The 22,455-nt window shown below is 54.0% G+C and carries 15 protein-coding genes; 9 read left to right on the top strand and 6 right to left on the bottom strand.

Annotation, left to right across the window (positions count from 1 at the left end; translation table 11 throughout):
- Positions 1 to 19: 19 nt before the first annotated feature.
- Complete coding sequence (locus RC85_RS15885; RefSeq protein WP_084422732.1) at positions 20 to 2,845, bottom strand: secretin N-terminal domain-containing protein; 2,826 nt, start codon at positions 2,843 to 2,845, stop codon at positions 20 to 22.
- A gap of 305 nt (positions 2,846 to 3,150) precedes the next feature.
- Here RC85_RS15885 and map point away from each other — a divergent pair, with 305 nt between their 5' ends.
- The 4 genes from map to RC85_RS15865 all read left to right on the top strand — a co-directional run bounded on the left by map (position 3,151) and on the right by RC85_RS15865 (position 11,824).
- Positions 3,151 to 3,978, top strand: coding sequence for a type I methionyl aminopeptidase (gene map, locus RC85_RS15880; RefSeq protein ID WP_068264591.1), 828 nt, complete (start codon positions 3,151 to 3,153; stop codon positions 3,976 to 3,978).
- 300 nt (positions 3,979 to 4,278) lie between these two features.
- Positions 4,279 to 5,541, top strand: a complete 1,263-nt coding sequence (locus tag RC85_RS15875) for a M48 family metalloprotease (protein ID WP_068264589.1) — start codon at positions 4,279 to 4,281, stop codon at positions 5,539 to 5,541.
- 251 nt (positions 5,542 to 5,792) lie between these two features.
- On the top strand, positions 5,793 to 7,256 hold the full coding sequence (locus RC85_RS15870) for a hypothetical protein (RefSeq protein WP_068264608.1): 1,464 nt from the start codon (positions 5,793 to 5,795) through the stop codon (positions 7,254 to 7,256).
- Positions 7,257 to 7,672: 416 nt separating this feature from the next.
- A complete protein-coding gene (locus tag RC85_RS15865; protein WP_068264587.1) occupies positions 7,673 to 11,824 on the top strand; it encodes a S8 family serine peptidase in 4,152 nt (1,383 codons plus the stop codon).
- A 240-nt stretch (positions 11,825 to 12,064) separates the two neighbouring features.
- On the opposite strand, the gene lepA is transcribed toward RC85_RS15865, so the two are convergent.
- Both lepA and RC85_RS15855 read right to left on the bottom strand, forming a co-directional pair.
- Positions 12,065 to 13,858, bottom strand: coding sequence for a translation elongation factor 4 (gene lepA / locus RC85_RS15860; RefSeq protein WP_068264585.1), 1,794 nt, complete (start codon positions 13,856 to 13,858; stop codon positions 12,065 to 12,067).
- A 2-nt stretch (positions 13,859 to 13,860) separates the two neighbouring features.
- Positions 13,861 to 14,895 carry an ROK family protein gene (locus RC85_RS15855; RefSeq protein WP_068264583.1) on the bottom strand — a complete coding sequence of 345 codons (1,035 nt, stop codon included), beginning with the start codon at positions 14,893 to 14,895 and terminating at the stop codon, positions 13,861 to 13,863.
- 173 nt (positions 14,896 to 15,068) lie between these two features.
- Here RC85_RS15855 and RC85_RS15850 point away from each other — a divergent pair, with 173 nt between their 5' ends.
- A complete protein-coding gene (locus tag RC85_RS15850; protein ID WP_068264582.1) occupies positions 15,069 to 16,394 on the top strand; it encodes a glycosyltransferase family 4 protein in 1,326 nt (441 codons plus the stop codon).
- Positions 16,395 to 16,469: 75 nt separating this feature from the next.
- On the opposite strand, the gene RC85_RS15845 is transcribed toward RC85_RS15850, so the two are convergent.
- The 3 genes from RC85_RS15845 to RC85_RS15835 form a co-directional block, all read right to left on the bottom strand.
- The gene (locus RC85_RS15845) at positions 16,470 to 16,925 is read right to left on the bottom strand and encodes a YaiI/YqxD family protein (RefSeq protein WP_068264581.1); all 456 of its coding nucleotides are present in this window, start codon (positions 16,923 to 16,925) and stop codon (positions 16,470 to 16,472) included.
- A gap of 23 nt (positions 16,926 to 16,948) precedes the next feature.
- Entirely contained in the window at positions 16,949 to 17,773 is an 825-nt protein-coding gene (locus RC85_RS15840; protein WP_068264579.1) for a ParA family protein, read from the bottom strand.
- Between the two features lie 83 nt (positions 17,774 to 17,856).
- Positions 17,857 to 18,162: a hypothetical protein gene (locus tag RC85_RS15835; RefSeq protein ID WP_235033243.1), complete on the bottom strand. Its 306-nt coding sequence runs from the start codon at positions 18,160 to 18,162 to the stop codon at positions 17,857 to 17,859.
- A 433-nt stretch (positions 18,163 to 18,595) separates the two neighbouring features.
- Here RC85_RS15835 and RC85_RS15830 point away from each other — a divergent pair, with 433 nt between their 5' ends.
- The 4 genes from RC85_RS15830 to fbaA all read left to right on the top strand — a co-directional run bounded on the left by RC85_RS15830 (position 18,596) and on the right by fbaA (position 22,218).
- On the top strand, positions 18,596 to 18,823 hold the full coding sequence (locus tag RC85_RS15830; RefSeq protein WP_068264578.1) for a hypothetical protein: 228 nt from the start codon (positions 18,596 to 18,598) through the stop codon (positions 18,821 to 18,823).
- A 9-nt stretch (positions 18,824 to 18,832) separates the two neighbouring features.
- On the top strand, positions 18,833 to 19,657 hold the full coding sequence (locus RC85_RS15825) for a biotin--[acetyl-CoA-carboxylase] ligase (protein ID WP_160148097.1): 825 nt from the start codon (positions 18,833 to 18,835) through the stop codon (positions 19,655 to 19,657).
- Between the two features lie 61 nt (positions 19,658 to 19,718).
- Positions 19,719 to 20,954, top strand: coding sequence for an AMP-binding protein (locus RC85_RS15820; RefSeq protein WP_149752703.1), 1,236 nt, complete (start codon positions 19,719 to 19,721; stop codon positions 20,952 to 20,954).
- 181 nt (positions 20,955 to 21,135) lie between these two features.
- Complete coding sequence (fbaA, locus tag RC85_RS15815) at positions 21,136 to 22,218, top strand: class II fructose-bisphosphate aldolase (protein WP_068264572.1); 1,083 nt, start codon at positions 21,136 to 21,138, stop codon at positions 22,216 to 22,218.
- Positions 22,219 to 22,455 lie beyond the last annotated feature (237 nt).

Here is a 22,455-nt window from a genome sequence, read left to right as displayed (position 1 = left end):
GGTGTCGGTCTCAAACTCGTTAACGTCCACCGCCACCACGTTGTCCGCCACCACCGCGTTGCCCTCCTCCTCCACCGCCGCCGCGTTGTCCACCGCCACCACGCTGTCCACCACCGCGAAGTGAACGAAAGAAATCGATGCGTTGTTGAATGTCAGATGATGTTGAACCGGTTGAACCTTTGCTAGATCCACCGCGACCGCTTGAAGTTGATTTCGCCGACGAACTGCCGGACTTCGCATCAGCGGAGGTCGCGTCAACGCCCAGAATCGATTCCAACGCAGCTCTCATCACTTCTGGATTCACGTTCCCGCCCAAGGTGTAAGTCGTCACTGTTTCTTCGGTGGTCATTCCGCCTCGATCAATTTCTTCGACCAAGTCGCGAACTTCCGCGTAGTCAGCCGGCGTTGCCACGACGACCAATGCGTTGCTTTTCACATCAACGGCAATGCTGATTTTGGATGGTTCACTGGTCGCCTTGGAATCGCTGCCGCCGCCACCGCCGCCGCGTCCACCCCGCAAGGCATTAAAGAAATCTTGCGGGGAAGGTTGCTTTCCACCACCGCCGCCGCCATTGCCGCCGGATTGTCCTTCGATGCGATCACCGAGCACTTCCTTGACCACCTTTGCAACATCGGCAGCATCTTGATAGATGACTGGAATCAAGGCTGGCCGACCTTTGGTTTGAACGTCTTCGGGGCTATCGGCACGGTCAATTTTTTCCAGAATCATTTCGATCATTCGCAGGTCCGCATCGCCGGCTTGAACGATCAGTGCGTTCAGCCTTGCGTCAGGCACAATGCTGACGCTTCCGCTGGATGTCAGGATTGACTTCGATGACGACGCACCTTCATCGCTACCGCCACCAAGCCCAATCAGTCCACCCAGCATTCCGCCGCCAAGACCGCTGGCCATGCTGTCCACCGCACCCGCGATGCTGCTTTCGTTGCCGCCAAGAATTTTCGACACCAACTCGGCTGCTTCGGCTGCTTCGGCGTACTTCAACCAGTAGATCGTCGGCACGTCCGAGGCTGCTGCGTTGGGGGCCGCGATCGACTGCATCAATGTTTCAAAAGCATCGAGCGCTTCGGTGTCTTCGGAAGCGATCAGGATTCCCGCGGGCGTCATTTGAATGACGATGTCACCGCCACCAATGCTAAGCGTTGTTTGATTCGACTCTTGTTGCTTCGATTCCTGCTGAGTCAGCGTCTCTGCATCGTTCTCGCTCACGAGCGTGTATTGACGTGAAGCCTTGCTGTCGCGAATGCCGGCATCGAGTGAGTTATCCAGTGGGTTGAATTGCGGCTTATCATTCTTTTTTTGCGGCCGAGTCGATCGATTGCCAGGACGTTGTTCTTCCGAACGTTGGATTCGTCGTTCAGGAATTCCGTTGTCGGAAGATTGCTGCGACGACTCGCCCATTGGACCGATCATGCGAATCGCGTTGCTGCGTCCGGTGATCGGCCACAAACTTTGGACCTGCATCAATGCTTCTTTGGCGGAACGTCCGGTGTAGGGCAAAATGCGAACCTTGTCGCTCATGCCACCGACGCTGTCGGTTCCTTCCAACTGAGTGATCAACTGACCGACTTTTTCAATTTGGTCAGTCGTTCCACGCACCCACAATTTCCCGGTCGCGGGATCGCCATCAACCGTTGGTCCATCGCCACCTTCGGCGGTGACACCAAAGAATTTGTTGATCGTTAGTAACGCCTGAGCCGGATCGAGACGCCGCAGTTCAAAGATCTTGAAATCTTGTCCGCTCCCTTCCAACTCGGCGATCGATTGAGCGATCAATTCTTGCGTTTCTGGGAGAGCCCGCGCGACGATCGACTTGGTCCGCGGATCAATCGCGATCCGCGCGTCGGGTGATCCGGCCAGCAGTGTTTGCAGAACGTCAAACACGGTGGTTGTGTCGGCTGAGCTAACCGCGTGAGTTCGCAGAATCGGCAGCACGACTTCGGTGCCGTCTGCATCAGGAATTCCGACTGGCGAATCTGCTTTTTGAATCACAGCTTTCAGCAGCCCTGTTTTTCCTGATTCGCCCGTTGCGTAAATTCGGTCGCCCAGAGGGCCGATTGAGATGCGAATTTCGTCGTTACTGTTTTCGCCCATTTCCAAACCAAGCAGCGGCCTGGCAATTTCTAACAACTCTTCGGCACCACGATTTTTAAGCTTGATTTCAGTCACTTCGGTTTCCGCTGCTGCGGCATCGCGAAGCAAGTTGCGAATCGCGATCAGTTTCTTCGCGGTCTCGGTCACTTTGACTTGCCGAGCACTTTCCAAAACAACGACGCGTCCCCACGGACCGATCAATTGCCCCAGTTCTTCTCTCGCTGCGCCCGGCGTCAAACTGCCCAGCGGAAACACCGACGTCACGATGTCGCTAACGCCCCGTTGATCCAATTCATCCGGAGTGACTTGTTCGGCGATCTCGCTGATCAACTTGTCGGCGTTGTCAGCCTCCAGATCGATCACCTGCAACAACCGACCGCGACGAACCAACGAATAACCTCGCTTCATCAGCGACATGTTCAAGATGTCCAGCGATTCCGAAATGGAATACGTTCGCGTTGGATCGGCGAACGAAAACGTGCCCAGCGGAACTTGGTCTAACTGCAGGGACAGGTCAGCCTGTTCCGAAAACCATTCCAACACGCTCCGCCAATCCGAACCAGCAAAGTTGAACTGCAGATCGTTCGAGGTCGCCAGCGAATCAACGGTAACATCGGCTGCCTGTGCCGATGCGTTTGTTGGCACCGCAAAACCGGCAAGGACCAGAACGCAGCAGGCCAAGGGCGCTCGCAGGATGCTGAATGAGTTGCAAATTTGGAGATGGTTTTTCATTTGCGTCAACAGGGAACCAAATTTAACCAGGGAAAATGAGGTCAAAAGATCGGTTCTGAAAGGATTTGAGGAGTTTGCATGCGGAGGCAACATTTGGTTCATTATCTTAGTCAGCGTGACAGGTTTCCGACTGACAAGTCAGCAAAAGTCAGGCTCTGACGACGCCTAAATCGCCCACCAAGTGATTCAACCCCTGTAATATGTCGAAGTTTTGCCACCAAACCGACTTTTTAAAGACTTGGGCGGCACCCATGCGATTGGTAACATGTGCCCTCATCTGACTCTTTCCTCAAATTCTCATATCGATGCTCAAAAAGCAGAAGAATAAGAAGCTGATCCTGAATCCCGAACAACAGGACGCGATGAGACGGGCGGGCCGGGTCAATGCCCAGCTAATGGATTACCTAAGACCGCACGTCAAAGCTGGCACGTTGACGAAAACCATCGACGAATTGGTCGTGGGCTGGACGCAAGACAACGGGCATGTCGCCGCCACGTTGGGCTACCAGAATTTCCCCAAAAGCTGCTGCACCAGTATCAACGACGTCATCTGCCACGGGATCCCCGATGATTACGAATTGAAGGACGGTGACATCATCAACGTGGACATCACCACGATTGTTGATGGATGGCACGGTGATCAAAGCGAGACTTTCTTTATCGGCGAAGTTTCCGATGAGAAACGCGATGTCACCCAGTGCGCGTTTGACTGCATGCACAAGGCGATCAATGCGTTAACGCCCGGATGTAAAGTTGCCAAGATCGGCGAAACCGTTGTACCGGAGGCACAAGGTCGGGGTTTTTCGGTCGTTCGAGAATACGTCGGACACGGTCTGGGGAAAAAGTTTCACCTAGACCCGTCGATTCCTCACTTTCCAAATCGCCAAAGCCGTATCGATCGTTTGTATCCGGGGATGTGCTTCACCGTCGAACCGATGATCAATGCGGGTAGCCGTTTCACGAAAAGCGATAAGCAAGACGGTTGGACCGTGCGAACCAAGGACGGTCGCCCGTCAGCACAGTTTGAACATTCGGTGTTGATGACCGAAGACGGCCCGGAAATCTTGACCTACACCCAACATGGCCCTAAACCAGGGCATGTGTTTGAGTCCGCAACCGCGATGGCGAAGTGACTAACGCCCAACGCCGTAAAGAGTTTTGGCACCGGACACTAGTTCGTTTAGCCGCGTGGGCATCGCCCCGCGCGTTCGGGCCAGCACGACGCGCGGGGCGATGCCCACGCGGGTAAACAATTTAGAAACGCCCTTGAATGACCGGAATGATCCCTACGACCGATCATGTGCGTGCGTGGTTGTCAGTGGTCCGAGCCAAAATGGTCGGCTGTTGGCAATTTGCGTGTTAAACTGCGGCGACTTATCAGTCTCTTTGTAAACCAAGGAGATTGTTTCTGAATCTTTATCGCGGATCTCGGTTTGCAACTCTATTATTTCCTGCTGGTCATTCTGTCGCTGGCTTGCGGTTCGCTTCCGCCCAAAGACATCGACTGGGCCGCGGCGATCACGGCGAGTGCTTGCATGGTCGCCGGCTGGATCTTGCTGAGCCACATTGCGGCGCGGACAGTGTCCAATTACGTGATGGCTGACAAGTTGCAACCGATCGCGGGTGCCGAGTGGTTCGAGAAACAAATGGCTGCGTTCCGCTGGTTAGGATTAGGCGTCGCTGTTTTCTGTCTAGCCGGATTCGGGATCGCTCGAGCCGTCGATTCAATTCCGGTGGTTGGCGGATCGATGTTGTTGCAGGCCTTGGTCCTGTTGACGCCAGCGGTCGCGATGACCGCCGGCACATGGTCGGCCGAACATTGCTACGGAGTTCGTCTGAATTACACCGCACCCGGTTTGACTGGTTACGTAAAAGCGATCTGGCAATCATTCCGCGGCGGCATGTCTTGGTTAGTGATTCCAGTCTTAGTGCTACTGGCGGCCTCCGATTTGGTTGGGATGTTGCCAATCAGCGAGGAATCCACGGCCTGGGTTTCGCTTGCCGGCGTCTTGCTGTTCGTTCCACTGGTCATGCCTTTGCTGATTCGACAACTGTTCAAAACGGCTCCGATGAATTCCGACCAGCAAGCGTGGATTAGCGATTTGATGCGAGCCGCCGGTGCAGGCCGAACGCGTGCAGTTCGCTGGGACACTGGATCGGTGCAGTTCAATGCCATGGTCGCCGGTTTCGTGCCACCGATCCGAACGCTGTTTCTATCGGACCGATTGCTCGATGAATTGCCCACGCCGCAAATCGCGATGGTCGTTCTGCACGAAGCTGCACACTTGAAACGCAAACATGTGCCGATCCGAATTTTGGCGGTACTGCCCGCTTGGATCGCTGGCACCTTTGTCACACGGATTGCGGATCAGTATTTACAAACCCCTGAATGGGCGATGGCCATCGGCAGCGTCGTCGGCATCCTGATGACGCTGGCAGTGTTGCGAATGATTTCGTATCGCACCGAATACGACGCGGACGTGACGGCTTGCCGAATGGCGGAACAGTTGTCGGGTCAGTTCCACCAATTGCCAAACAATTTCGCCGGTGCATCGGATGCACTGTCATCCGCCTTGATGCGAGTCACCTTCGATCACCCATCGGCACGCAAAGCCACATGGTTGCATCCAAGCGTCGCAGATCGAATTGCATGCATGCGAAAGAACGAACAAATTCTCGGGTTACCAGCACGCTAGCTAAGTAGGCCGTAGCGAGTGGAGCGAGTTACGGCAGGCGCGCAAATGCCGTAACTCGCTCCACTCGCTACGGCCTACAAAAGGCCTGCTAGCTCATATGCCTGCTCCCCCAATTTTCGTTCAAGTTTGAATTCGACTTGACCGACACGCCCGCCGGATAGTAGTTCCGGTGCATGCATTTTCTTCAGCGCCTGCTACCGATTCGAATTTCTGGGCGGAAACTGCGCGCGGGAGTTTCACGCGCGGTCGTGATGACCTTGCTTTGCTTTTCTATTGGAATTGTCGTTGGCCAACGATCCACATTAGCTCAGTCCGGCGTTCCACAAACCAATCTGGTTCCGATTGGCCCACCAAGCGGAAACTTTGCCAGGCCTGGCGTTCCCGGCAATCAGTTTCCAAGCACCACGCCACCGAGTTTCCAGACGCCCAACTTTCAAGCTCCGCCAAATTTCAATCCACCAAATTTTAATCCGCCCGCTTTCAATCCGCCGCCACCGACCGCTGGCGGATTCGGAAGCTTTGATCCCTACGCGTCGGTTCAGCCCGGTAGTCCCGGTGGCAACTTCGGTGCGGGCGTCAACATCACGCCGATCGGGCCGCCAACGCCGATATCACCAGGTGGCGGATTCACACCTGGATTCAACAACCCACCGTCCACCGGCGGCCTCTTCGGTGGTCTGTTCTCGCGACCAGCCTCGGGACAACTCAATGCACCGATCATCAACTCGCCGCCGATCGGTGGGCCTGTTTTCGGTGGCTACGACAATGCAAATGTCTACGGACAACCTGTCCCAGGTTTGCCGAGCAACGCGTTTCCATCTTCCAGTCCAACGACTTTGTTCCCCGGCGGCATCATGCCTGGCGGCAGCATCTTTAGCGGCGGCAATCCATCGAATCAGTTCAGCGCCTATCGTTTGCTTCAAGGCCCGCGGCTTCGACACACGTTCGTCGGATCGGGTGACGACGATGACGCTTTGAACACCAACGACACGGACGTTTCCTTGGTGTTCGCATTCCCAAACTTCTTGTACTCGACCCAACCGCTTTACGTTGTCCCATCGTTCTCGCTGCATCTTTGGGATGGTCCGCGAAGTTCCACCGGCGCTGACTTACCGGCATCGGCCTACAGCGGTTTCATTGACGTTGGTTGGAATTCAGATCCCAACCAAATTTTCAGCACCGAGCTTGGTGTTCGTGTCGGTGCCTTCACCGATTTTGATACGTTCAACGGTGACAGCATTCGTGTTCTGGGGAAAGCTCTTGCCAACTTTCGGTTAACACCCAATTCAACACTCAAGGGCGGCGTTTATTACCTGGACCGCAACCGCATTAAATTGGTGCCGGCGGGCGGATTGTTGTATCAACCCAATCCGTACACGCGACTGGATCTGTTTTTTCCTCAGCCCAAGCTTGCACAGTATTGGCGAACGATCGGGACACGTGACGTCTGGTGGTATGTCGCGGGTGACTACGGCGGCGGTTCATGGACCATCAATCGCGACAATGGCAAGGGCGAAGACAGCGTCGATATCAACGAGCTTCGCGTGCTAGCTGGATTCGAGTGGGGCCAATCTGACGCAATCCGCGCGGGCCGTCGTACAGGATTCTTTGAAGTCGGCTACGCCTTTGAACGTGAACTCGAATACCGCCGAAACCCAGCGGACGACCTCGATTTGGATGATGGCATCATCTTCCGCCTGGGCATCGGTTATTAACCTGATCGATCACGATTGAATCGATCAAACGAGTTTCTTGGCCGTTGCCCTGCTAATAGGCCGTAGCGAGTGGAGCGAGTTACGGCATCATGGATACGCAGCAACCCGCATAGGCTGTGAATCAATGAGCCATCCCAAAACTTGTACTTCAACTTTTTCTTAAACCTCAACTATCACGACGAAAGTTTAGGTTGAAGTTCAAGTTTACGTTTAAGAATGAGATAACTTCACAGGCTAGCAGCGTAAGCAAGGGATATCGTCAATTCCTTGCTAACGCTATGGGTTAGGGTTTCAGTGCCCAACCCAGCTTGAAAAAGTGAGTTGCCCTGGACAACCGGCGAATACCGTTGTTCATGCTTGACTCGATCGATACACTCAGAGCATGAATTCATATGCTTTTAAGTAAGACTGGCTTGATGCGGCAAAAGTTAAAGACGAAATGTTGGAATCGGCGTTTCGAGGTTCTGGAATCGCGTCGCTTGTTAGCTGCTGAGGTTTTGCCATTTGCTGCCAGCGAAACATTGGTTCTGCAACAGGAGATTGATTCAAAACCACTCGATGTCGCCAGCTCGGCCGTCGAAAAACGACAAGCGACCGATCACTATTTTGTTGACGGACAATCCATCGAATTGTCGCGGCTAGACAATCGCATGGCACTGCGTTGGAAAGACGGGATTAACCGCGAGCTGCCGAAGTTCATTCAACCGATTCGGACGGTCAACGACGTCTGGATGGTTTACGAAGTCCCCGGTTTTTCGGCTGTCGGCCCCAACGTTCAGAATTGGATGAGCGGCCATGAAGGCGTCACCGGGGAAGTACCGGTGTTCTTAAACTTGGCTACCGATTCCGAAGCAGTCGTATTCGATGAAGTCATCGTCGCGTTGGATGATGATACGGATCCGGAAAAGTTCTTCTTAGAGCAAACGCAAATCAGCGACTATCGACGCCTCGATGGAACAACGGACCAATTCGTTGCCACGGTTCGTGCCGATGGTTCTGCGCCGACCAAAGCGGTCAGCGATGCGTCTCTAAAACTTGCAAACGGTCTCTCCACCGATACCAGAGTCAGATGGGCGACACCCAACTTCTTTCAATCTTGGAAGACCTACTCGACCCCAAACGATCCGCGTTTAAGTAATCAGTGGCACGTGATCAATACCGGGCAAGGTGGTGGCGTTGTCGATGCAGATGTTGATTTGGATGAGGCTTGGGATATCAATGCGGGTGGTTCCCCGAACATTGTCGTCGGTGTGGTCGATGACGGAGTGGCGATCGACCATGAAGACATTTTGAATTATCGAAATCCAGGAGAAATCCCCGATGATGGATTGGATAATGACGGCAATGGGTGGGTGGATGATGTGTTCGGCTGGAACTTTGTCGCCAACAATAATCAGTCCAGCTACACCAGCGAGGATCCGCATGGCACTTCGGTTGCGGGCGTTGCCGCGGGAACGGGTAACAACGGGGTTGGCATTGCCGGAGCGGCCTATCAGTCAACGGTGCTGAGTGCTCGCATTTTTGACAGCGGCAATGTCGCCAGCGATGCCAATATCGCTGCCGCAATTTATTACATGAGCGGGCGTACCGCCGACGGTACCGGCAGTTGGCGATCGGCCGATGTGGTCAATCATTCATGGGGCGGCGGTGGCCCGAGTCCCGCAATCGAGGACGCGCTGCGATGGGGAACGACCCAAGGCCGACAAGGAATCGGTGTGACCCACTTGTTTGCCACCGGAAATGAATTCGGTGCGGTCAGCCAACCAGCGGTTCTGTCAGCGACGATTCCAGGAGTGATCGCGGTCGGTGCGACCAACAACTTCGCGGAAAGGTCTAATTACAGCAATTTTGGTGCAGAGGTTGACGTCGTCACACCCAGCAATGATTCGCGTGCAGGGTTCTTGGCAATCGACACCACCGATATCCCCGGCACCGAAGGTTACGCATCCGGCGACTATACCGGAACCGGTTCGTCTGGTTTTGGCGGAACCTCCTCCGCCACGCCATTGGCGACCGGAATCACGGCACTAGCGTTGGCTGAATTGGCCGAGCAAGACATCGCATTGACGCCCGCCCAAACACGAGAATGGATCCGAACAAACACGGACTTAATCGGCGGCGTTTACGATACCGCAACAGGACACAATGTTGAATTTGGTTACGGGCGATTGAACGCAGGAAAACTGCTCCGCTCAATCGGCAAAGCAGAAATTTCAGTGACCAGTTCTACCGACGATTTGGTTTCTGGATTCAGCGTTGTCCAATCCGAGGACACGTTTGTTGGTGATAGCTCGCGACAAGGCCTGAGAATCCGCAACCAGGGAACGTCACCGCTAGATCTTAACTCGTTTAGCTTGACTGAAGGAGCATTCAGTATCGTGACCGGCGCAGATGGTTCGACGGTCAGCGACACGGTGCTCGATATCGGAGAAGCGACCACGATTGAGATTCAATTTAGTCCAGACGTCAACGTGAATCACACGGCGACGCTGACGATCGCTTCGACCGATGCCGATGAATCTGCGTTCGAGGTATTGTTATCCGGACTTGGTGTCATCGCATCGATTGAAGGCTTCGTTTTTGAAGATGCAAATGGCAATGGAATTCGCGAAACGAGTGAGGCGGGCGCTGCAGGTCAACGGGTTTACTTGGACACGGATCTAAACGGAGAGTTCACATCTTCCAATCAAACGTTCGGTTCGACCGCTGCGGTTACCATTGAGGATCTGCTTTCGGTGGAGTCCAGCATTGAAGTTTCAGGTGTCAATGAACCCACCGCCATTGAAGTGTTGGTTGATATCGATCACACCTTCGTTGGTGACCTGAGCTTGGATTTGATCAGCCCTGATGGAACTAGCTTTCGATTGGCATCACAAGTCGGCGAATCGGGCAACGGATTTGACGGCACCGTGTTCGCTGACGATGCCGACGTTCCGATCGAAAGTGGCTCGCCCCCGTTCCAAGGCCGTTTCCGACCGCAGGATGTCATTAACCAAGCACTCCTAGGAACGATCAACGGCGACTGGCGTTTGCGAGTCAGTGACGATTTTGGCGAGGATGATGGCACGTTGAATCAATGGTCCATCCAATTCAAATCTAGCGAACCATCGGTCCAATCCAATGCCGATGGCAGGTATCGTTTTCTGAATCTCGACGCTGCCAGCTACCCTGTCGGCCTAGCCGTGTCGGAATCCTGGGTAGCCACCTCTGCATTGACTCAGACGGTGATCGTCCAACAGGATCAAACGTCGGGTAACATCGATTTTGGCGTCGCAAAACGCAACCGATTTTATGGAGCGTTCTACCGCGACACCAATGGCAACAACATTCGCGACGATGATGAGATTGGTGTTGCGGATCAGATCGCGTTCAATGACGCCAACTTCAACGAGACCCTGGACATGGGAACATTCGTTTCCTTTGCCGATTCGCCTGACGAACCAATTGTTGACCTCGACGTAGCAGTCGCGGTGATCGAGGTCGCCGGAATCGCAGCGAACTCGGTTTTGGACTTGGACGTCCAGGTCGATCTCACGCACACGTTCACTGCCGACCTGACACTGTTGCTGGAATCCCCCGCAGGAATCCAAGTGCCTTTGTTTATTCAGCACGGCGGAAGCGGCGAAAACCTCACCGGCACCATCTTTGATGACGATGCATCACAATCAATCGCCGCCGCTTCGTCGCCGTTCACAGGTCGGTTCCAACCCATTGGCTCGCTGTCGGATTTTGAAAACGGTTTGATCAACGGAGCCTGGACGTTACGCGTTTTCGACGTTGCACCGGCTGACGTTGGGACGATCGATCGCTGGGAATTGATGTTCACCACCGGTGAAAATATCGTCACCTCTGACGTGAACGGAAACTTTTACGTTGACCTTCCCGACGGCCCAGCCGAAATACGATCTGAGATCGATAGTGATCTGACAATTTCGTCGCCCAGTGATGGCTTGCTGGCTGCCGACGCAGTAGGCCTGCCCATCTTTAGCAATGGATTTGCCATCGCCCCGCCGGCGCAAGTCGAGGACATCATCATCAACCAGGGTGATTCGCAGCGATCGGGCATCGATCAGGTTCGGATTGTGTTCGACCGTGTTGTCGATATCGATTTGGAAACAGGCGATGTCTTCCAATTCATCAACGATCAAGAACAACGAGTTGCAATTGATATTCCTGTGTTGGATCATTCCAGCGGAACAACCATCGTTGACATCACCTTCGCCCCTGGCGAAACGGTCAATTTGGGTGGCGGTCTGCTAGATGGAAATTATCGCTTGGTCATTGATGCCGAACGAGTCAGATCGAATGGGCTAGCGATGGATGGCGACCGCGATGGTGTTGTCGGAGGCGATCATATCTTTGGTGCCAATGATGCTGACAGATTCTTTCGCAAGTACGGTGACTTTGATGCCGACGGACAAGTTGGCTTGAGCGACTTTGCGACGTTCCGAAGTGTGTTCGGCCTGTCTGTCGGCCAAGCGGGTTACGTCCGCAGCATGGATTCAGGGATGGACGGTCAAATCAACCTAAGCGACTTCGCCGACTTCCGTTCCGGTTTCGGGCAATGAGACGATTGAACACGAAGTATCACGAGCACACCATTTTTTTGTCGCTAATGTTTTTGTCTAAATCCTCCCATGCTCGCTCCTAGGCTGGCCAGCACACTACACATTCCAGTGAGAGCACACTACGCATTCCAGCGAAGGTTAGACAAAAAAATTAGCGACAAAAAAATTGGGAGCATGAAGCCCGAGTGGAGTTTTCTGAGGCACGGCCTGGGTTTAATTCACTGTGTCGTTTTCGTGAAATCACTCGCTGTCGCTTAGCACTGCCATGAACGCTTTTTGGCTGATCTCGACACTGCCGATCGCCTTCATTCGCTTCTTGCCTTCTTTTTGCTTTTGCAGCAGTTTGCGTTTTCGCGAAATGTCGCCGCCGTAGCATTTGGCGGTCACGTTCTTTCGCATCGCACGAACCGTTTCGCGAGCGATGACGCGGCTGCCGATCGCAGCCTGAACGGCGACCTCAAACATGTGTTGTGCGATTTCCGCTTTCAATTTCTTTGCCACCGCTCGGCCACGTCGATCCGCATCCGCTTTGTGGCAAACAATCGCCAGCGCATCAACTCGGTTGCCGTTGACCATGATGTCTAACCGGCACAAATCGGCGGCTTCAAAGCCAACCATTTCATAATCAAGCGTTCCGTACCCTTTAGTACAACTCTTGATCTTGTCATGCAAATCGTAAACCACTTCGGCGAGCGGAATGTGGTAGGTCAGCATCGTGCGATTCGCACCCAGCACTTCATGGGCACGCTGGATGCCGCGGCGTTCCTGGCACAACTTCATCACCGCACCGATGTACTCGTTGGGCACAATGATGCTGCAGCGGACGATCGGTTGACGAAATTCTTCGATGTCGCCTGGGTCAGGAACATCTTGCGGTTTGTGAATCGTTACCGTTTCGCCCCGTTTATCGACAATTTCATAAGTCACGTTGGGAGCGGTTTGGACCAAGTCGATGTCGGCTTCGTTTTCCAAACGCTGCTGGATGATTTCCATGTGCAGCAAGCCCAAGAAACCGCACCTGAATCCAAAGCCGAGAGCGTCGCTGGTTTCGGGTTCGAATTCAAAACTAGGGTCGTTGACCGACAACCGCTCCAACGCATCACGCAGTTCTGAAAAATCTTGGCCGTCGCTTGGGAACAAGCCACAGTAAACCATCCGTTTGGGGCGAGCGTAGCCGGGCAATGCCGGTGCGGCTTTATCACCAAGAATCGTTACGGTGTCTCCGATATGCACATCACCGAGACTCTTGATGTTGCAGATCAAATAACCGACCTGTCCCGCCGACAATTCCTCGCAACCTTGACGATGGGGAACGAATTGCCCCAATTCGACCACTTCGTGGGATTGGCCGGTTCTTGCAAATTGGATTTTCTGTCCTTTGCGAACCGTTCCCTGCATGATGCGAACGTAGGTGATCGCGCCGCGATAATCGTCGTAGTTGGAATCAAAGACCATCGCCTGTAACACCGCGTCGGGGTCGCCGGATGGTGGTGGGATTTGTTCGATAATCGCGTCAAGCAAACCGTCGATTCCGATGCCTGTCTTGGCGCTGACGCGGACGCATTCTTCGGGATCGGTGCCGAGCGAGTTCATCATTTCTTCGGCAACTTCGTCTGGCCGCGCGTGAACCAAATCGATCTTGTTAATCACTGGGACAATGGTCAGGTCGTGTTCAATCGCGGCATAGGCATTCGCCACGGTCTGTGCTTCCACGCCCTGAAATGCATCGACCAACAGTAATGCACCTTCGCAACACGCTAGCGCCCGCGAGACCTCGTATTGAAAGTCAACGTGACCGGGCGTATCGATCAGGTTTAGCTGATAGGTATCGTTGCCACGTTTGAATGTCATCGCCACGGCGCGAGCTTTGATCGTGATGCCGCGTTGACGTTCCAGATCGAGATCGTCCAGCAATTGATCTTTCATTTCACGGCGAGTCACGGTGCCGGTGTGCTCGAGCAAGCGATCGGCAAGCGTGCTCTTGCCGTGATCGATGTGGGCAATGATACAGAAGTTACGAATATGAGTTGTCATGTTTACTTTGTTTGATGTTCTTTTCGAGCGTAACCAGCCACGCCCAGATATCCTGCGTTCGCGCCCAAGGTGGCAAACTTAATCGTGGTCCCAGCGTACACGTTCGCGAAAGTTCTTCGCTTAAATTCCGCACGAACGCCGTCCAAGAATCGTTGACCAAGTTCACACCCTGGGCCGCCAAAATTCATGGCACCGCCCAGCACGATCGAACCAGGATCGGCCATGTGGACAATCGACGTGATTCCAATTCCCAGCCATTTCCCAGTTTCGTCAACAATTTCTAGCGCCAGTTTGTCGCCCTCCATCGCCGCTTCGTAAACCTTCTTGGCCGTCAATTCCGAATCGTTACCGCCAAGCATTCCTGAAATCGAACTTTCGGCACCTTCGGTCAACCGTTGCCGCGTTCGTTGCACCACGCCGCTGGCCGAAGCATACGCTTCCAGGTGTCCTCTGCCTCCACCCCAAATGCACAATTGGGCATCGGGCGACGGGTCAACGATCATGTGTCCGCATTCGCTGCCGCAACTGTTGACGCCGTTGACCATTTCATTGTCCAGGATCACGCCGCCGCCGACGCCGGTCCCCAAAGTCAACAGCACCATTGATGTGTTGTGTCTGCCGCTTCCCAGCCAAAATTCACCAAACGCCGCTGCGTTGGCGTCGTTCAGAAAGGAAATCGGCCGTCCCAGCCGCTCGGTCAGCGCGTCCACAATCCGATACCCCCACCAGGAAGGCAGTTGAGGCGGCTCGACCAGCAATCCTTCCTTCAAATCCATCGGCCCGGGCGAACCGAGTCCGATGTGAGGCACTTTTCCGACGACACCGAGGCTCTTTTCAATCTTTACGACAGAATCACGAATCTGATCCATCGCCGCGTCAGGGCCTTCGCCTTCGCGGGTTGGGATTTTTGTAAACGCAACGGTTTGACCGTGATCGTCGACTAAACCAAGCTTGATCCCCGTGCCACCAATGTCGATGCCCCAGTAAAAAGGAGCGGTGGAAACCGACACATCGATCAATTGGGCGTCATAGGACATATTGGTTCCGCTGAGGTTGTTGGGGACTGATACTGCAGGAGTATAGAAACGGCTAAGCTTTATCACAACGAGCTGGCCGCAAAGTAGGCCGTATTGAGCGGCGCGCAATACGGCAATTCCGCAATGCCGTATTCCTCGCCGTGTTTCGTTCTGCTCAATACGGCCCACAAAAAATGCAATCAAAAGAATCTGTCCCCCCGCGAATCGTCTTTCTGACCGCCGGCGCTGCGGGCATGTATTGCGGAAGCTGCATGAACGACAACGCGGTCGCCAAGGCATTGATCGGTCAGGGCGTCGATTGCCTGTTGCAGCCGATCTACACCCCGATTCGCACCGACCAGATCAGCATCGCCAGCGACCAAGTTTTCTTCGGCGGCATTGAGGTCTATCTGGCACAGAAATTTCGATGGGCTCGGAAACTACCCTCACCGCTACGGCGTTTGCTGAATTCACCATCATTGATTCGGTTGGTCACCCGGCGGACCGGATCGACCGACCCAATTCTGCTGGGTCAGCTAACCACATCCATGCTGCGTGGGACCGATGGCAATCAGGCCAGCGAGGTTCAGCGATTGGTCGATTGGTTGGCTGACGAAATTCAGCCAGACGCAATCGTCTTGAGCAACTTGTTAATCGGCGGAGCGCTGCCGGCGATCCGCCAACGGTTACCCGACGTTCGCATCGCGGTGATGTTGCAAGGTGATGACATCTTTCTGGACCATCTGCCGCAGCCCTACCAGAGCGAGGCCATGGAGTTATGCCGGAACTTGGTTTCGCATGTGGATCACTTCATCACCCATAGCCAATTTTATTCCGACAAGATGGGTGACCGGTTTGAAATTCCAAATTCAAAACGTGTTGAGTTTCCGTTAACGATTGATACGTCACCATTCGATGGTCTGCCCGACCGAGTGGCTGCCGATTCACATTCAACCGGCAACACACCAGCATTCAAGCTTGGTTACCTAGCACGCATTGCACCTGAAAAAGGACTGCATCACCTCGTCGAAGCGTTTCTATCACTTGCGGATCAAACCAACATTGAATTGCACGTCGCCGGATGGTTAGGGGAACACAATCAGGATTATTTCGATGCACTGAAAAGCAAAGTTCATGCTGCCGGTCTAACAGATCGTTTCTTTCATCACGGCAGCCCATCACTAGCTGAAAAGGTCGCCCTGCTGGGTTCGCTAGACGTGTTTTCAGTTCCCACCGATTACCACGACCCCAAAGGATTATTCGTGCTGGAATCCTTGGCCGCCGGTGTGCCCGTGATTCAGCCGCACCACGGCGCGTTTGCAGAATTGATCAACAAAACCGGCGGTGGAGTGACCTATCCACCGGGTGACCTAGAAGCTTTTGTCGCCGCCATCAAAGCAATGATGGACGATTCGATGGTCAGGGGAAACTATGGAACAACCGGCCGCAGTCGAGTGTTAGAAAACCATCGCACGGAGCAAACGGCGAAGCGATTAACTGACCTGCTGTTGTCTGGCTAGTCGATTTAGTTCAACGGCCCGCTTCATTGCTAGATGATCGCTCTGATTTCGCGTCCCTAGACGCTCATCGCGTCTCTAAACGCTCATCGCTTGGGTCAGCAGTCGATCAAAGGAGGCCGCGAAAGCTTTTTTGTCGCGGTCGCCGTAGGGTGCGGCTCCGCCGGTTTCGATACCGGTTCCGCGAAGTTCGTCCATGAAGTTTCGCATCGAAAGACGACTGGCGATGTTCGCCTTGTCGTAGATGTCGCCGCGTGGGTCGATCACATGAACATTCTTGGCAACCAGATCGGCTGCCAGTGGTAGGTCGGCGGTGATCGCCAAGTCGTTGGCGTCGGCGTTGTCAACGATGTATTGGTCAGCCACGTTGGCACCGTCGCGAACCATAATCGATCGCACCATCGGCGCGTCGGCTGGCGTGGCTAGTTTTCGGTTGGCAACGAAAATCGTTTCAACATTCAAACGCTTTGCAGCTCGCGAAACAATGTCTTTGACTTCGCGAGGTGCAGCGTCAGCATCAACCCAAATTTTCACTGATATTTTTACTGTTACGTTTACTACGCGGCCATACGGACAGGTTTTGCCACCCGAGATGATTCTTGTGCAATGACTTCTTCGGCCAACGATTGGTAGTCGGCCGAACCATTACTTTCGGGCGAGTAATCAAAGATTGATTTCCCAAAGCTGGGTGCTTCCGCCAAGCGAATGTTTCGACGAATCTTGGTTTCAAAGTACTTGGCTCCGCGGAAAAATTCGCGTGTGCCTTCGCTGACCGTAAAGAATTCGTCCAGGTCGGTGCTGACTTCGGCAGCCAACCGGGTGTTGGAATCGTACATGCAAAGCATCACGCCTGATAAACGCAAACCACTGTTCAGCCGACGTGAAACAACTTCGATGGTGCGAAGCAGTTTGCTTAGGCCGTGAAGCGCTAGGAAGTGCGGTTGCAACGGCAGGAATACTTCACCGACTGCGACCAAGGCATTGACGGTCAGAACGCCCAGACTGGGTGGACAATCCAAAATCAGATAATCGAAATCTTCTGGATCGTCTTCGACGCGGTCACGCAAAATCATTTCGCGGCCTACTTCGCCAGCAAGCTCCAATTCAGCAGCCGCCAGGTCCAAGTTCGCCGGCACGACACAAAGGTTGTCATTGATGCTTACACGAGCCTGTTCGATGGTGGCTTCGCCGCACAGGATCTCGTACATGCTGGCTTCGCCATCGACGGCGGTGATGCCCAGGTGCAACGACGCGTGTGCTTGCGGATCCAGATCCATCAGGCAAACCTTCTTCCCCGCGTTGGCCAGCGCTGACGCTAGATTCACCGAACTGGTGGTCTTGCCAACGCCGCCTTTTTGATTGATCACAGCAATGGAACGCATGGGAATTCCTTTTGTCCTGAGTATTTGAAGACGCTTGTAGTTGCTCAAACGACTGGGAATTGTTTTGAAACGGAAACGGGCCGCTAGGCAGCTTCGCTGATTTGCATCGATTGGTAAGCCATCAAGACCTCGTACAAATCCGAATCAACCTGGACGGTATCGTCCGCGAAATCGCTCAACCACGCTCGGTTGCTTTTCGACGCTTCGATCAACAACGGCACGATGGTGGAAAGCGGAATCGTCACCGACTTTGGCTGGCTAACGCCGCTAATGCGATCGAGTTCGCGTTGGCGTCGTGATTCGGAAGTTTTCTGTTCGGAAATTTTCTGTTCGGACGTACGAGATTCGGACGTGGGAGACGGAAACAATCGCAGGGACCGATTCGGCATCAGGCTTGGCTTTCGGGTCGGGAGGATTCAGTTCATGGGAGGTAGTCGAGAATGGATCCTGTCAGCTAGATCAATCCATCAGGACTGGCACCACGCTCTATCAGTTACATCGACTTTGCCGGTTGGGCGGCTTGAACGGAAACGCACATTTTTGTTCAAGCTTTGCCAGAACCTGGGTTTCACGCGCAGAGGCCGGCATTGATTGATAGTCGCCTTTCGCTCCGCGAAAGCAGCGTTCGACCTCTAAAAAGAATGAAGACGAACGCTACTTTCGCGGAGCGAAAGGCGACTATTTGCAAGATTCGCAACCCCCGCAGCGATCACAATCATTCGCCGGTGCTCAACCTGTTGCTGTTCCAAGAACAGCGTAGAATGCACCGCGCGGCCCGATGGGCACGCGGTTTGACGACTCTGCTTGATTTCATTGGTCCCTATGCACACCCAAAACAACGATGGCCAAGACTGGGACGATGATGATTGGTACGAAGACGATCCGGACACGGACGATGATTGGAGTGACGATTTCGATTACGAATCGTTCGTGGAACAGAATTTCGCTGACCAAGTCACCAACACTTCGACCCAGCCTATTTGGCGATGGGTGTCGGTAGTCTTGTTGATCGTTTTCGCATTCACACTCTTTGCTTCCATGTTCAGGTAAATGTCCGCCGTGACGGTTGAAATCAATGGCCAAGTCGATGCCCGAGGTGTTCGTTGCTTGGAATCGCTAGTTGGCGACCGACAAATTAAGACGGCTTGGTATGGCGAAGAATTGCAGTCCACCAACACGCGCGCGGTTGACGATCTGCGTCGCGGTGTGATCGACGGGCAGCACTTGCCTCGGATTTATTTGACGGACTTGCAAACCGGTGGTCGCGGTCGTCAAGGACGCACTTGGATCAGCGATAAACAAAACCTAGCGTTCTCGATCGCGTTTCCAATCGCTCCGTCGCTGGCCAGCAACTTGGGGCTGCAATCCATTGCCGTCGGTGTTGCAATCGCGGAAGCCATCGAACATGAATTCGCTCCGATCAAAACAAAACTGAAATGGCCCAATGATGTTTGGATCGATGGAGGAAAATTTGGCGGCATCCTGATCGAACGCGTCTCATCTGTCGCGGATTGCATGGTCGTTGGCGTGGGGTTAAACGTCAGCAGTGCGCCGCCTGCTGAAGAAATCAGCCACGGTGCGGCTGCGAAGTCTCTGGCAAATTGCTTGGGCAGAATGGTCAGTAAATGGGAGGTGCTCGACGCAGTTGCCCGGCGGCTTATCGATATCCAAGTTGATTTAGAACAAGACGCCCAATCGGTGATCCAATCTTTTCGCCAACGATGTTTGCTGACCAACAAAACGATCTCGTATCAACATGACGGAACAAAGCAGAGCGGTCTCTGTGAGGGGATCGATGATTCGGGCGGGCTGTTAGTTCAGCAAGGGGCTGAAATAAGAACGATCACCAGCGGCGAAGCAACGCTGGTCCGTGTTCAGGCTTAGTCACGTGGATGCAAAGCAACTTCTCGAACTTCATCTCAACCAGCGTGGTTCACAAACTGCATTGGTTAATTCTGAAGGTCACCCGGTTTCTTGGTCGCAGTTTGGCGATTGGGTTGGGGCCAAAGCTGACGAACTGAAACGAGCAGACTTGTCGAAACCGATTGTTTATCGATCGAAGAATACGGTCGATGATGTCGTGACGGCGATCGCGATTGCGTGCGTTGGTGGTACCGACGCGCCGCTGGACAATCGGTTGCCATCGAATGAATTCGATCGGCGAGTTGAGTTGCTGAAAGCGAGCAGTCCCGGAAGCAAGACGATCTTGTGGACGAGTGGAACAACCTCGCAACCGATGGGCGTGATGCAGAGCCATGAAGCCTGGCTGGACAACGCGGCGGCAAAACTGAAAGCCGTTCCCCAAAATGTTGACGATGTCCGGTTGACGGTTCTGCCTCTTTCCCACGCCTACGCACGCACCTGCGATCTTGGCACTTGGTTGATTTCTGGCTGCGCGTTGGCGGTGGACCTGGGGATGAAAGGGCTAGTGCGATCTGTCAGTGCGGTAAACCCGACGCTGATGAATGTTGTTCCATCGATGGCTTACGAATTGTTGAAACGTGATGTCCCTGGGTTGGATCGCCTGCGATTGCTTGGGGTTGGTGGTGCAGCACTTTCCGACGAAGCGTTCGGTGCCTGGAAAAAACGTGGCGTGACCGTCATCCAGGGCTACGGATTGACCGAAACCGGCCCGGTGATCGCCAGTGCGACGCCCGAAAACGCGACAGCCGGATTGGTCGGCGACTTCGTCGATGGCTGGCAACACGAAATCCGCGAAGGTGTTCTTTGGGTGCGTGGGCCATCGCTGATGCAAGGATACTGGCAAGACCGCGAAGCCACCGATGACCGTATCGATGCCGCAGGTTGGCTCGATACCAACGACCAAGTCGAAGTCGATCCCAAGACGGGGCAGCTTCGAATTCTGGGTCGCAGCGACGACGTGATCGTGCTGGATAATGCCGTCAAGATTCACCCAGCGTTATTGGAACGAGCGGCTCAGCAGATTGTCGGTGTTCGACATGCGATGCTGATTTTGCGAGATCAGCTTGAGCTGTGGATCGACGGCGAACCGGCCGCCGAAGAACCGCTGCGAAATCTGTTGCTGCAGCATCCTTGGCATCCCTGGGGACACAGCACTGAAGTTCGGTTTTTTGATCGTCCATTGACAATCGAGGCGGGCGAACTGACGTCAAAATTGACCATTCGTCGGGCCGAGATTGTCGATCGACTTTCGTCTTAAACCGATAGCGGCGTCTCGTGGGCTGATAGCGGCCTTCAAGACTGCATTCTTTGCCGTTGCGACGATTCGCACATGCCGTTGAAAAACTTGGCAACGCCGGTGACAATACCGGGCTTGGAAACGAGGCGGCATCAGCCTCGTTGTGTTGAATGTCCCCCTTTCTAAGCCAAATTTTAGAGCCATGAGCGATTCCACCATCAAGCCAGGCGTTGTGTCGGGCGAAGCCCTTGATCGTTTGCTACGTCACGCCAACGAAAACAATTACGCCATGCCGGCTGTGAATGTCGTCGGGTCCAACAGCGTCAATGCCGTTTTAGAAGCCGCCGCGGCCGTGAATTCGCCTGTGATGATTCAGTTCTCCAACGGCGGAGGCGTTTTCCAAGCTGGTAAAAGTTTGTCCAACGATGGCCAAGCTGCCGCGATCGCAGGTTCGGTTTCAGGCGCTCATCACGTCCACGCCATGGCCGAAATGTATGGCGTCCCAGTGGTGTTGCACACGGATCACTGTGCAAAAAAACTGCTGCCTTGGATCGACGGACTTTTGGATGCAGGCGAGAAGCATTTCGCCGCGACTGGCAAGCCACTGTATAGCTCGCACATGCTGGATCTTTCAGAAGAGCCGCTGGAAGAGAACATCGCGATCAGCAAGAAGTACTTTGAACGCATGAACAAGATGAACATGCTGATCGAAGTCGAATTGGGGATCACCGGTGGCGAAGAAGACGGTGTGGACAACACCGACGTCGATAGCAGCAAGCTGTATACGCAGCCTTCGGAAGTCGCCCAGGTTTACGAAGAACTGAACAAGATTTCGCATCGCTTCACCGTCGCGGCAGCGTTTGGCAACGTCCACGGTGTCTACAAGCCAGGCAACGTTAGCCTGCAGCCGATCATCTTGAAGAACTCGCAAGAGTACATTAAGGAGAAATTCGGAACAGGCGATCTTCCCGTCAACTTTGTGTTCCACGGTGGTTCAGGATCGTCTCGCGAAGAGATCCGCGAAGCGATCGAATACGGTGCAATCAAGATGAACTTGGACACCGACATGCAGTGGGCAACGTGGAAGGGCGTCCTTGATTACTACAAGGAAAACGAAGGCTACCTGCAAACGCAATTGGGCAACCCAGACGGTGCCGATGTCCCCAACAAAAAATACTACGATCCTCGCGCTTGGTTGCGTAAGGGAGAAATCTCGTTCGTCGATCGCTTGAAATCAGCGTTCGAGGACTTGAACTGCATCAACCGCTGCGAAGGCTTGTCTTAAGCTTGAATCACCAGCCGTAAACTCGTTCCCAGGCAAAACCTGGGAACGAGCGGCACTTCTAAATCGTTTAGCCGCGTGGGCATCGCCCAACGCCGTGAAGGGTTTTGGTTGCGGAAAACGCGTGTTAGGAACGTACGACTTTTTATGGTCGCCTTTCGCTCGGGACGTCGCATCAGTTACTGCGCAATAGGCCCGGAGGGCTGGCAGCTCCCTGCCGGGTGCGCGAGCACCCGGATG

Origin of the sequence: Rubripirellula obstinata, assembly GCF_001642955.1 — a bacterium.
Taxonomy (GTDB): Bacteria; Planctomycetota; Planctomycetia; order Pirellulales; family Pirellulaceae; genus Rubripirellula; species Rubripirellula obstinata.
The sequence above is the reverse complement of the archived record's forward strand: the minus strand, read 5'-3'. Positions and strand labels throughout refer to the sequence as shown.